Consider the following 12,032-nt stretch of genomic DNA (forward strand, 5'->3'; position numbering starts at 1 on the left):
GCTCAGGCCGCGGCCGCGACGGCGGCGCGCTCGTAGAGTGCCACGAGGTCGCCCAGCGTCACCGGTAGGTCGGCGACCTCCAGGGTGCTGAACGGGTCGACGCCGACGAGATCCTCCATGCGGGCGACCAGCAGGGCGAAGCACAGGGAATCGAACGGCGTGTCGAGGAGCACGAGGTCGTCGGTCAGCGGCGGCATCGCCTTGTCGTGATCGCGGGTGATGGCTTCGATTTCGGAAACGAGGGTGGAACGAACGCTCATGATGCTCTCCGGTGCGGGGATTGGGGGATGGTTCGGGCCGGATCGCCGCGCAGATGAGCGCCGAATGCGGCACCGATCTCCGCGAGGATCGGGCGCGCCGTGGGGATGAGGCGGCCGAGACCGTAGAAGTAGTGGATCATGCCCGCGTGGCAGGTGTGGACCACGGGGATGCGGGCCTCCGCGAGACGGGCCGCGTAGGCGGCGCCGTCGTCGCGCATGATGTCGTGGGACGCCGTGTGGATGTGGGCCGGGGGCAGGCCCGTCAGGTCCGGCTCGCGCCCGGGCGAGACGCGGGGATCCGCCACGACGTCCGCGACGCCGCAGGCGGCGATGTCGTGGCGCACGGTCTCGGCGTCGAGGAAGTGGCCGGTGGCGAAGGCGCGGTGGGACTCCGTCGCGCAGGTGAGATCGAGGACCGGGCAGATCAGGAGCTGACCGGCGATGGCCGCGCGGCCGCGCAACATCTGGGTCGTCCGCGCGGCGAGACCCGCGCCGGCCGAATCCCCGCCGATCCCGAGGCGGCTCGCGTCGAGGCCGAAGGCTTCCGCCGCCTGCGCCACGTGGGCGAACGCCGCCACCGCATCCTCGATGGCGGCGGGGTAGGGGTGCTCCGGGGCGAGACGATAGGCGATGGCGACGACGCGGCAATCGGCCGAGTCCGCGAGGATCCGACAGATGGCGTCGTGGGTGTCGAGGTCCCCCGACACCAGGCCGCCGCCGTGGAAGAACACGAGCCCCGGCCCCGTCTCCCCGGCGTCGCGGGGCGCGTAGGCCCGCGCGGCGCACGGCCCCGACGGGAGATCGAGCACGAGATCCCGCGCCGCGACGGCGACGGGCGTCGCGCCCGCGAGCTGGGCCAGCACCTGCTGGCCCTTGCGTCGTTCGGCGACGCCGCGCGCGCCAGTGCCGCCGAGCGCCATCATGTCGAGGAACCGCCGCACGGCGGGGTCGAGGCCCATCACGCTCGCCTTCGATCGGGTTCGGTTCAGAGCGACAGGGCCGCCCGCACGGAGACCGGCCAATCGGCGATGGCCGCGCCGTGAGTCGCGAACATCGCCACGGCGAGGCGGTCCATGCCGAAGGCGACGCAGCCCGTATGGGCCGGCTCGCCGTCGGCGTGGCGCAGATCCCAGGTCGTGCCGAAATGCTCGCGGTGATAGTTGAAGCTCATGCAGGCGGTGCCGGCGGCCTCGCCGCGCAGCGGGATCAGCAGCTCGAACTTCAGGGCGGCCTCGAGCTGGCTGAACGCCTTGATCTGGCCGAGCCGCCCGAAGAACGGGTCGCTCGCCTGCTCGATCACGTAGGGCAGGCCGAGTTCGTCGGCGATCGCCGTGGCGCGGCCGATCCAGCGCTCGCGGAATTCAGCGACCTGATCGGGCGTGCCGATGACGACGTATTCGCGCATCCGGAACGACTGGAGCCGGTCGAGGTGCGGGGAGGGCTCGCGGCGGAAGCAGTCGCAGGCGACGTCGAAGCGATAGCCCGCCGCCGGCACGGCGCCGCGCGCGGCCGCGATGGGATAGACCGGGTAGCAGGCCGCCGGGGTGAGCACGAGGTCGGCGGTCTCCAGGCCGCTGGTCCAGTCGCCGCCCTTCGCCTGGAGATCGGCCTTGGCGAGGATCTCCTGTTCGGTTCCCTCCAGGCACGAGACGCAGCCGAGCAGGTTCGGGAAGCTCTTGAGGTAGCCGTGCCGCTCCAGATGCGCCCGGCTCATCACCGGCGGGAACCGGAACACCTCGGTGTCCGCCTCGCGCTTGGACGAAATCAGCGCGGTCAGGGCCTCCACCACCGATTCGTAGGCGCCGGTCCGGGCGTAGACGCCCTGCGCGTCCATGGGCCGGAACATCGTGTCGAACAGGGCGTCGAGGGGATCCGTGGCCGGGGGCGAGGCCGGGGCGCGGCCGACATTCATGTTCATGGGACTCGACTTTCGCGAAAGGCGGATTCGGCGGGAGGGCGACGGGTCTCGACGATCAGTCGCGCAGGGAGGCGGCGACGGGCGCCATCAGGGTGGCGGTGGCGAGGTTGGCGACGATGCGGTCGTTGTGGATCATGATCGGCGCGGACAGCACGTCGCGCAGGTGCCGGCCGATGGCGAAGTCGCCGTCCTCCCGGTAGCCGGCGAGGCCGTTGGCCCGCATGGCGCTCATCACCGTCGAGACGGCGAGTTCCGAGACCTCGACCTTGAGCATCGTGATGGCGGTCTGGAAATCCAGGGCCGAGAGGGCGGCGGGATCGCCGGTGGCGGCCTCGAACCGGTCGAGGCTCTGGCCGATGAGCGCGCGGGCCTGCTTCAGGCCGGACACGGCGCGGGTGTAGTGCAGGGCGCCGGGCGGGGCGACGCCGCCGGCCCCCCGCATGGCCGTGCGGGTGAAGGCCTGGGCCTTGTCGACGGCCCCGGCCGCGATGCCCGTCCAGGCGCTCGACCACAGGATGTGGGAGACCGGCGTCATGGTCTGGCTGTGGACGTCGGCGTAGCGGGCGGCGAGCACCTGCTCGGCCCGGCCGCGGGCGAGGAGGCGGAACCCGCTGCTGCAGGTGCCGCGCATGCCGAGCGTCTGCCAGCCGCCGAGGCGTTCCAGGGTGTAATCGGCCTTCAGGAAGACGCACAGCACCTGGTCCGACGCGGCGGCCTCGTCCGTCCGGCGCGCGACGGTGACGATGCCGTCGGCCTGCGCTCCGTAGGAGATCACCGTAGCGGCGCGGTCGAGGACGATGTCCTCGCCGTCCCGCGCCACTGCGGCCGCCGAGACACGGACGTTGCCGCCGTTGTTTCCCTCGGTGGTGGAGGACGCCATGAGCAGCTGCTCGCTGGCGATGCGGCGCATCACCGCCTCGACCCAGGCCGCGCCGCGGCCGTGGCGGACGAGGCAGGCCACCTTGGTCTGGTGCATGGCGAAGATCATCGCCGTGGAGGCGCAGGCGCGTCCGAGGGTGTAGCAGATGTCGGCGAGCGCCTGCATCGAGGCGCCCTCGCCACCGAGATCGATGGGGATCGCCGCACCGAGCAGGCGGTGCGTCCGCATGGCGTCCCGGGCTTCGTCCGGAAAGCGGCCCTCGCGGTCCACCGCCTCCGCGTGGGCGGCGGCCACGGCCGCCACGGCGGCGGCCCGGGCCTGCAGATCGGCGGCCTCGCCCACGGCCCCGGCGGACATCGCTCCTTGCTGGATCGTCATGGTCATCCTCGAAAGCATTCCGCTTCCGAGCCTTCCGCCCGCAAGCATTCCGGTTCAGTCACGGCACGTGCCACGGAACCCGAGGGCCCAACGTGCTGTCCGGCACGGGATGCAGCAATATAGGGAAGACATTAAGGCGCGCTTATTTGTGGAAGCGAAATCGGAACCCTGAGGATATGATTAAAATTAACGCCAATAACGCTCGGATTCGACCGAACGTTGACCGGCGCTGGGCGGCGATCCAAAGATGCTGGACGACCGTCGCGGTTGCGTGGCCTCTGTGCGCGGACCCGGCTTCAACATGGACGCATCGTCATGAGCCCTGCTTTGGATACCATTAACTATACAGATCGGACCATGTACCTCGCCAAGGGTATCCTGGCGCAGCAGTCGCAGGCGCGGGATTTCCAGCCCGAAGACCCCCTCGTCGACGTGGGGCTCTCGTCCCTCGACCTCGTCAACCTGATGATCGCCGTCGAGGCGGAGTTCGACATCATGATCCCGCCGGCGCAGCTGAACCCGAAGAATTTCTACTCCGTCGGGTCCATCGCCCGCATGATCGAGACGGTCAGCGCCCGCGCCTGATCCCGGCGCTTCCCGGGGCCGGTCCTTCCGTCATTGCGCGAGGTCGCCGACGCTGAGGATCGCGCTCATCACCGAGATGATCAGGCCGCCGATGAGGCCGCCGATGGTAACGGTGACGAGGGGCGTCAGCAGGGCCAGCAATCGGTCGATCTGCTCGCGGGTCCGGGTCTCGTGCATCTCGGCGGCGTGGAGCAGTACGGTGCCGAGGCGGTTCACCTGCTCGCCGCTGGCGATGAGGTTGAGGGTGGAGGCGGCGTAGGGGCGCAAGCCCGCGAGGCCGGAGGCGAGGCTGCCGCCCTCGCTCAGGCGGCGCGAGGCCTGGGCCAGGGACTCGCGAAACAGGCCGTTGCGCGCCAGCGGCCGGGTGGCCGCCACAGCGTCGGGAATCTGCACCTCCGCTTCGAGGAGCGTCCCGAGCACCCGACAGATGCGGCCGAGTTCGGCGCCGACCACGATCTCCCGCACGATGGGCAGGCTCAGGGCCGTCCGCGAGCGGAAGGCCGCGAAGGCGGGATTCGCCCAGAACTTCGCCAGCAGCGCCCCCGTCACGAACACGCCGCCGAGGAGGACGGGCCACCACGCGGCCAGGGCGTCGCCGAGGGCGGACGCGGCGCGGATCGCCAGGGGCGCGGGCTTGCCGGTGCCGTCGAACAGGGGGGCCAGGGCCGGCACCAGAACGCCGATCACCATGGCCAGCGTGCCGATCGCCATGAGAATGAGGATCGCCGGGTAGACCATCGACGAGGTGAGGTGGCGGCGCACGGCGTCGCGCCGCTCCAGGGACGCCGTGAGGCTGGAGAGGACGCCCACCAGGGTGCCGGTCGCCTCGCCGGCCCGCACGGCGTCGATCATGTCGGGCGGGAAGGCCTGCGGGTGCGCGCTCATCGCCCGCGACAGCGCGGCGCCGGCCATCACCCGCTCGAGGAGATCGGACAGGACGGGGCGGAGCGCCCCGCTCGCCTGCCGCTCCACGAGGCGCAGGGCCCGGTCGACGGTGAGGCCGGCACCCAGCAGGGTCCCGAATTCCTTGAGGAAGCCGATGCGGCCGGCATCGTTGATGCGGTCGCGCCCGAACAGGTCGCGGCGCCAGAACGGAACGCCTCCGGCGGCGGCCGGCGCGATCTCGAACACCTGCAGGCCGTCGTTGCGCAGGGCGGACACCGCGCGCTCGCGGCCCTCCGCCTCGATCCGGCCCGTGCGCAGGCGCCCGTCGGGGGCGTAGGCCTTGTAGGCGAAGGCCGGCATCAGACCAGCCCCTCGAACACGCGGCCGATCTCGTCGAGGGTGGTCTCGCCGGACATCACGCGGGCGCGGGCGGTCTCCGCCAGGGTGGCCATGCCGGAGGCGCGGGCCTGCGCCACGAGGCGCTGCTCGTCGGCGCCCTCCGCGATGAGGGTGCGCAGGGGGGTGTCGAGGGTCATGATCTCGGAGACCACCATGCGGCCGCGATAGCCGGTGCCGTTGCAGGCCGCGCAGCCCCGGGCCCGCTTCAGGGTCGGGGGCGCGGCGGTGTCGAGGCCGAGCCGCAGGCAGGCCTCGGGCGAAGCCGGCTCGTCCGCCGCGCAATCGGCGCAGACCCGGCGCACGAGGCGCTGGGCGATGACGCCGTTCAGGGTCGCGGCGATGAGGAAGCGCTCGACGCCCATGTCCACGAGGCGCGTGACCGTGGCGGGGGCCGAGTTGGTGTGGAGGGTCGAGATCACGAGGTGGCCGGTGAGCGCGGCCTGCACGGCGATGCGGGCCGTCTCGCCGTCACGGATCTCCCCGACCATGACCACGTCGGGGTCCTGGCGCAGGATCGAGCGCAGGGCCGCCGCGAAGTCGAGGCCGATGCCCGGATGGGCCTGGACCTGGTTGATCCCGGCCATCCGGTACTCCACCGGGTCCTCCACGGTGACGACCTTGAGGTGCGCGCCGCTGATGGCGCGCAGGGCCGCGTAGAGGGTCGTGGTCTTGCCGCTGCCGGTGGGGCCGGTGACGAGGACGAGGCCGTTCGGCCGCGCCGTCATGGCGCCGATCTCGGCGATGGCGGCGGCGTCGAAGCCGAGGCCGGAGAAATCGTCGACCCGGCGCGAGCCGTCGAGGACGCGCATCACCACGCTCTCCCCGTGCGCGGTGGGCAGGGTCGAGACGCGGATGTCGATGTCGTGGCCGCGATCGGGCACCTGCATGCGCCCGTCCTGGGGCAGGCGCCGCTCGGCGATGTTGAGGCCGGCCAGGATCTTCACCCGCGTGGTGAGGGCGAGCTGGACGGATTTCGGCAGGCGCTCGGATTCGACGAGCACCCCGTCGACCCGGTAGCGCACCCGCACGTCCGTCTCCTCGGCCTCCACGTGGATGTCGGAGGCGCCGCGCGCGAACGCGTCGCGCACGAGGCGGGCGACGAGGCGCACGATGGGGGCTTGGCTCGCCACATCCTGCAGCCGGGCGAGGTCGTCGTCGAGGCCGGCCTCGGAATCCGGGGCGGCGTCGCCGTAGACGGCGCGATGGACGCGCTCGAAGGCGGCCGGTCCGACGATGCACAGGCGCACCCGCCGCTCGGTGAGATGCTCCAGGGCCAGCGCGATCTCGCTGTCGAACACGTCGACGGCCGCGACGACGAGCTCGTCCCCGTCGACCGCGATGGGCAACGCCCGGACGCGGGCGCAATAGTCGGCGCCGATCTCCGCCGGCAGGACGGGGGCGGCCGGCACCTCCTCGTCGCGCAGGAACGGCAGGCCCGTCGAGGCGGCGAGCGCCGAGACCAGGGTGGCCTCGTGGACGAGGCCGAGTTCGGTGAGCAGGATCGGAACCGGGCGCCGCCCCGGCAGGTCGAGGGCGGCGAACGCCCGCTCCAGGCCGGCGGCATCGAGCACCTGCATCTCGGCGAGGTCCGCGACGAACGCCCGGGCCGCATCCCGGGCCGCATCCCGGGCGTCGCGTTCGGGCGCCCGCCGGTCGGGCCGGGCGCGCCTCGGGCGGCGCTTTCCGGCCCAGATGTTCAGCATGACGAATGTCCGTTCTCGGGTGCCCCGGAGGAGGAGCCGTCGTGAGTCGCTCTTAAGCCGATAGAAACCGACGTTGGGTTAACAACGTGTCTCCCGGAGCGGCCCCTCGCTTGCGGATGCGATCGAAGGCGCGGTTCATGGAGGCGGATCTCATGGACACGGTGACGCCCTCCGCACCCCTGCGGGCCGCCGGGTCGTCCGGCCGCCTCCCGGGGATCCGGGGCCGGCTCGCCGGCTGGGCCGCCCGCGCGGGCTTCGCCGAGGTCCGGTCGGACCGGCCCACGACGGGGATCCTCCTCAGTCCCGAACCCGGCGGCCGCACCCTCCTGCTCACCGACCGGCGCGGGCCGGAGCCCCGCACCTATCGCCTCGACACGGACGCGGACGACTTCGCCGAGCGCCTGAGCGCGATCCGGGGCGGCGGCCGGGGGCTCGGCGCCAAGATCCTCCTCGATCCGGCGCAGTGCTTCGTCCGCACCCTGACCCTGCCGACGGCGTCCCTGCCGCGCATGCGCGAGGTGCTGGTGCAGGAACTCGAGGCGGCGACCCCATTCCGGGCCGAGGGCGTTTACAGCGACTGGTACGTCGAGGGCGAGGACGCCGCGACGCGGACCCTGCGCGTCCGCCACGTCGTCATCAAGCGCGCGCGGCTCGATCCGCTGCTGGCCGCCATGGGCCGGGCCGGCCTCGTGCCGGGTCCGGTCGCCGTCGGGCGCGCGGAGACGACCGCCATGCCGGTGGACCTCCTGTCGGGGGGGCGTCGGGCGATCCCGCCGCTGCTGCGCGGGCTCGGCCTCGGCGACCTCGCGCTCCTGGCCCTCGCGGGCCTGTTGCTGCTCGGCAGCCTCGTTCTCGTGCGGGACCATCGCGGCGCGACGCTGGCCGCCCTCGACGATGCGATCCTGGACGCGCGGGGAGCCCCGTCCCTGCGCCGGGCCCCGCTTCCCGCCGGCGCCGCCGCGATCCTGGCGGGTACGGCGGCTCGGCCGTCCCTCGCCCCGGTCTGGAGCGCCGTCGCCGACGCCCTGCCCGATGCGGTCTCGGCCGAAGCCCTGCGCCTCGACGCGCAGGGGTTGACCCTGACGCTGCTGGTCCGGGACGCGACCGATCCGCTGCCCCGCCTGGCGGCCCTTCCGGGCTTCGGGCCCGCCGCGGTGCTGGACGCGCCCGAGGCTTCGGGCGCGCCGCGCCGGCTGACCGTGCGGCTTCCCCACCGGGCTCCGGAGCCGATGCCATGATCGCCGCCCTGTCCGATCGCGTCTCCGGCTGGATGCCGCGCGCGCCCGTCCTCCTCGCCCTCGGGGCCCTCGCGGTCCTGGGGCTCGCCGTCGCCGGGCCGGTCTCCGAGATCCGCGAACTCGGGAACGGGATCGCCGAGGCCCGCGACCGCCTGGCCCGCACCCGTGCGGCCGCCGCCCGGCCGGTCCCGTCGACGCCCTTCTCCGGGGTCGATGCGGACGCCGTGTCCGCCGCGTTCCGTGCCCGGATCGAGACCGCCATCGCCGGCCGCGCCGTCATCCTGGAGGATGTCACCGTGGTCCCGGATCCGGATCAGGTGCGGTTGCCGTTCCTGAACGCGGCCCTGCGCGGGACGGCCGAGGGGCTGCACGGCGTCCTGGCGGAGCTGGACGGGGGGCTTCCGCGCGTGCGCACCGAGACGGCGGAGATCGCGGTCGCGAGCCCGGCCGATGCGGACGAGGAGCGGCCGACCCTCCTGCGCCTGTCGCTGACCGTGCGTGGGCTGCTCGCGCCCGCCGACGCGCCGCCCCGGCCGGAGACGGGCCGATGAGGGCGCGCCTCGCCCCCCTGGCGTCGGCGCTGGCCGCGAGCCGTCCCGTCCCCCGGGCGCTCGCGGGCCTCGCGGGCCTCGCCGTGCTGGCCGCATGGGTCTGGCCCGCCGCCACCCTAGACGCCGGGCCCGTGGCAGCGCCCGCCGCGCCGGTCCGCCTCGCCGACAGCGGCGGCGCGCTCCATCGCCCGCTCTTCGATCCCGACCGCCGGGCCTGGACCGCGCGGGGTTCCCTGGCGGACCTCAGCCCCGCGACGCCGATCCGCTCCGTGCTCCGGGTGCGCGGCATCCTCATGAGCGACGGCAGCGGACGCGCCCTCATCGAGGAGGAGGGGGCGGGCCTTCCCGTCTGGCTCGCCCCCGGCGAGGGCCGCGCCGGGTGGGTTCTCGCCGCCGTGCAGGCCGAGCGCGTCACCGTGCGCCAGGACGGCCGCACCTACGATCTCGCGTTCCTCGGGGAGCCCGCGACGCTGCAGCCGCCGCGCCGCCGGCGGGCGCTGGACCGGGCGCCGCCCGAGGCCGTCGTGCTGGCCGAACCGGCACCGGCCGCACCGTCGTGGGTCGAGCCGCCCGCCCTCCGGCTCGCCCCCGAGGCGGTGCCGGCGCGCGTGCGCACGATCCCGATCACGCCGCCCCGGCCCTGATCCGCACCGGGGGGCGCCGCTCCGCCCGATCCCGGGTCAGTCGACCATCCGGCGCAGGAAGCCGGGGGGGCCGGCCGGTGCGGCGGCCATGGGCATCGGCGCTGGCACGGGGCGCACCGGCATCATGGTCCGGAGCTGGGCCCGGAAATCCTGGCTGATCCGGTCGGCATCGACGGTGCCGCGGATCACCCGCGGGCGGATGAAGATGATGAGTTCCGTGCGGATGCGGCTGTCGATGCGGTTGCGGAAGGCCGGCCCGATCAGCGGCAGGTCGCCCAGCACCGGCAGGCTTTCGTTGGTGATCAGGGCCCGCTCCTGCACCAGGCCGCCGATGGCGAGGCTGTGCCCGTCGTGGACCGCGATGCTGGTGGCGACCCGGCGCTGGCGGATGGTCGGCGAGTTGATGGTCGAGGTGGTGGTCGGCACCACGTCGCTGACCTCCTGGTTGATGTCGAGGACGACGAGGCCGTTCTTGTTCACCCGCGGCGTGACCGAGAGGATCACGCCGGTGTCCTTCATCTCGATCTGGTTGAGGATCGGGGCGTTGCCCGCGAGCGCGCTCTGGCCCGTCTGCTTCACGATGGGCACCTGATCGCCGATCTGGAGCTTGGCCGTGCGGTTGTCGAGGACGGTGATGTTGGGCGACGAGATGACGTTGACGCGGGTGATGCCCTGCAGGGCGTTGAGCACCACGCTGAAGTCGGGGTTGTTGAACAGGTAGTTGAAGCCCGTGACGCCGCGCGTCGCCGCCGCGATGAGCCCAGCGGTGCCGCCCGTCGCGGCGCTCGCCGCACCGATGGTCGCCGCCTGGGTGAGGTTGAAGCGCGAACCCTGGTTCTTGAGGAACCACTGCACGCCGAACTGGAGCTCGTTGTTGAGGGTGACCTCGGCGATCACCGTCTCGAGGAGAACCTGGGTCGGCATCGCGTCGAGGCTGGCGAGGATGCGCAGGAGCTTGTCGTACTGAGTGCGGGTGGCCGAGATCACGAGGCTGTTGTTGGCATCGTCGGCGACGACGCCGATGATGGCCCCCGCATGCGCCGCCTGACCCGCGTAGCCGGCCCCCCCGCCGTAGCCCCCCTCGTGTCCGGCGGCACCGAAGACGCCGCCCCCGGTCGCGGGCGAGCCGCCCCAGGCTTCGCCGCCACCGCCGCCGAAACCGGCCGCAGCCGCACCGCCGCCGAAACCTCCCGCACCCGTGGCGGTGGCACCGATGCCGCCCGCTCCGGCCCCGCCCGCCTCGCCGCCGAAGCCGCCGGCTCCCGACGCACCGCCGGCCCCGGGAAAGCCCGCGCCCGCCCCTCCGAAACCGGACGCGCCGGCACCTGCCGCGCCGAAGCCCGCCGCGCCGAGACCGGCGGCGCCAAGACCCGGTGCTCCGAGCCCCGGTGCTCCGAGCCCCGGTGCCCCGAGACCCGCCCCGCCGTAACCGCCGCCTCCGCCCCCATAGGCGCCGAGCCCGCCATAGGCCGCACCGCCATAGCCCCCGCCGCCGTAGCCGCCCGCGTTCGCCCCGCCCCCCATCTCGGCGGCGATGACACCCTGCAGCACGGCGGCCAACTCCTTGGCCGAGCGATTCTGGATGCGATAGACGAAGAGCTGGCGCTCCCGGTCGGCGGCGACGGATTCGAGGCGCGCCGCCCAGTCCCGCGCGCGGTCGAGATAGGCCGCGCGGGTGCTGATCACCAGGACCGCGCCCAGCGCCTCGTTGGGAACGAACCGGATGATGTCGCCGGTGCCGGCGGTCTCGCCGCCGAAGATCTGGGTGAGGTTGCGCGCCATCGCGGCCGGATTCGCGCTGCGGACGGGCAGGATCGCCGTCGACATCCCGCGCATCCAGTCGACGTCGAACACGCTGATGGTCTGGCGCAGGGCCTCGATCTGGGCGGCGTCCCCCGACAGGATGAGGAGGTTGCGGACGCGGTCGACCCGCAGGACCACGTCGCGGGGCGCCACCGAGGAAAGGATCGCCTGCATCTCCGCGGCGGCGATCCAGCGGAGCGGCACGGCCTGGGCGCCGCCGCCGGCGGCCCCGAGCCCCTGCACCGGCACGGCGCCGGTGGCAGGCCCCGCCGGTACGATCTGCGCCGTGGTGCCCCGGCGGCGCAGGGTGAGGTTGCGGCTCGACAGCGCGCTCTCGAACATCCGCAGGAGGATCTCGCGGCGCACGGGCCCGGCCGTCTGCAGGGTGATGGTGCCGGAGGCGCGCTCGTCGAGGGTATAACCCCAGCCGAGGGCATCCGTGAGGACCGCCTTGGCGGCGACGGCGATGGGCACCTCGACGAGGTTCAGGCTGACGACGCCGGGGCGGAACTCCACCGCCTGTTCGGGTACGCCGCCGATGAACTGGTCGGTCCCCCGCCGCGACACCGACTCGGCCGGCGGAACCGGGCGGCCATAGACGGCATCGGGCTCGGCCGCCGTCGCGACGCCAAGGCCGAGGGCCGAGGCGCCGAACGCCAGGAGGAGACCGAGGGATGCCGGGATTCCCATGACCGTTCGTGCCTGCTCCCCATTCCCGGGTTGATCCTCCGGCGGTTATGGGGTGGGCTTCATTAAGAGACCGTTTACCACGATCGAACCATTCGCGG

The 12,032-nt window shown here is 73.3% G+C and carries 11 protein-coding genes; 4 read left to right on the forward strand and 7 right to left on the reverse strand.

Annotated elements, in window-relative coordinates:
- Positions 1 to 2: 2 nt before the first annotated feature.
- From ASF52_RS00230 to ASF52_RS00245, 4 genes are read right to left on the reverse strand one after another with little or no spacing between them, the layout of a single operon-like run.
- Entirely contained in the window at positions 3 to 260 is a 258-nt protein-coding gene (locus ASF52_RS00230; RefSeq protein ID WP_056165768.1) for a hypothetical protein, read from the reverse strand.
- Positions 257 to 1,219 carry an alpha/beta hydrolase gene (locus tag ASF52_RS00235; protein ID WP_056165770.1) on the reverse strand — a complete coding sequence of 321 codons (963 nt, stop codon included), beginning with the start codon at positions 1,217 to 1,219 and terminating at the stop codon, positions 257 to 259. The genes ASF52_RS00230 and ASF52_RS00235 overlap by 4 nt, the downstream gene beginning before the upstream one ends.
- A gap of 26 nt (positions 1,220 to 1,245) precedes the next feature.
- A complete protein-coding gene (locus tag ASF52_RS00240) occupies positions 1,246 to 2,178 on the reverse strand; it encodes an amino acid--[acyl-carrier-protein] ligase (protein WP_082483687.1) in 933 nt (310 codons plus the stop codon).
- Between the two features lie 55 nt (positions 2,179 to 2,233).
- Entirely contained in the window at positions 2,234 to 3,436 is a 1,203-nt protein-coding gene (locus tag ASF52_RS00245; protein ID WP_056166880.1) for an acyl-CoA dehydrogenase family protein, read from the reverse strand.
- 357 nt (positions 3,437 to 3,793) lie between these two features.
- On the opposite strand from ASF52_RS00245, the gene ASF52_RS00250 reads away from it, so the two are divergent.
- Positions 3,794 to 4,021, forward strand: coding sequence for a phosphopantetheine-binding protein (locus tag ASF52_RS00250; protein ID WP_443136639.1), 228 nt, complete (start codon positions 3,794 to 3,796; stop codon positions 4,019 to 4,021).
- Positions 4,022 to 4,051: 30 nt separating this feature from the next.
- On the opposite strand, the gene ASF52_RS00255 is transcribed toward ASF52_RS00250, so the two are convergent.
- Both ASF52_RS00255 and ASF52_RS00260 read right to left on the reverse strand, forming a co-directional pair.
- Positions 4,052 to 5,266, reverse strand: coding sequence for a type II secretion system F family protein (locus ASF52_RS00255; RefSeq protein ID WP_056165776.1), 1,215 nt, complete (start codon positions 5,264 to 5,266; stop codon positions 4,052 to 4,054).
- Positions 5,266 to 7,008, reverse strand: a complete 1,743-nt coding sequence (locus tag ASF52_RS00260) for a GspE/PulE family protein (RefSeq protein ID WP_056165779.1) — start codon at positions 7,006 to 7,008, stop codon at positions 5,266 to 5,268. Before ASF52_RS00260 ends, ASF52_RS00255 begins: the two co-directional genes overlap by 1 nt.
- A 110-nt stretch (positions 7,009 to 7,118) precedes the next feature.
- Here ASF52_RS00260 and ASF52_RS00265 point away from each other — a divergent pair, with 110 nt between their 5' ends.
- From ASF52_RS00265 to ASF52_RS00275, 3 genes are read left to right on the forward strand one after another with little or no spacing between them, the layout of a single operon-like run.
- Positions 7,119 to 8,246, forward strand: coding sequence for a hypothetical protein (locus ASF52_RS00265; protein WP_156629928.1), 1,128 nt, complete (start codon positions 7,119 to 7,121; stop codon positions 8,244 to 8,246).
- Entirely contained in the window at positions 8,243 to 8,797 is a 555-nt protein-coding gene (locus tag ASF52_RS00270; RefSeq protein WP_056165785.1) for a GspMb/PilO family protein, read from the forward strand. Before ASF52_RS00265 ends, ASF52_RS00270 begins: the two co-directional genes overlap by 4 nt.
- Positions 8,794 to 9,441: a hypothetical protein gene (locus ASF52_RS00275; protein WP_056165787.1), complete on the forward strand. Its 648-nt coding sequence runs from the start codon at positions 8,794 to 8,796 to the stop codon at positions 9,439 to 9,441. The genes ASF52_RS00270 and ASF52_RS00275 overlap by 4 nt, the downstream gene beginning before the upstream one ends.
- A 36-nt stretch (positions 9,442 to 9,477) precedes the next feature.
- On the opposite strand, the gene gspD is transcribed toward ASF52_RS00275, so the two are convergent.
- On the reverse strand, positions 9,478 to 11,934 hold the full coding sequence (gene gspD / locus ASF52_RS00280; RefSeq protein WP_056165790.1) for a type II secretion system secretin GspD: 2,457 nt from the start codon (positions 11,932 to 11,934) through the stop codon (positions 9,478 to 9,480).
- Between the last annotated feature and the right edge of the window lie 98 nt (positions 11,935 to 12,032).

Source organism: Methylobacterium sp. Leaf112 (assembly GCF_001423295.1).
Lineage (GTDB): Bacteria > Pseudomonadota > Alphaproteobacteria > Rhizobiales > Beijerinckiaceae > Methylobacterium.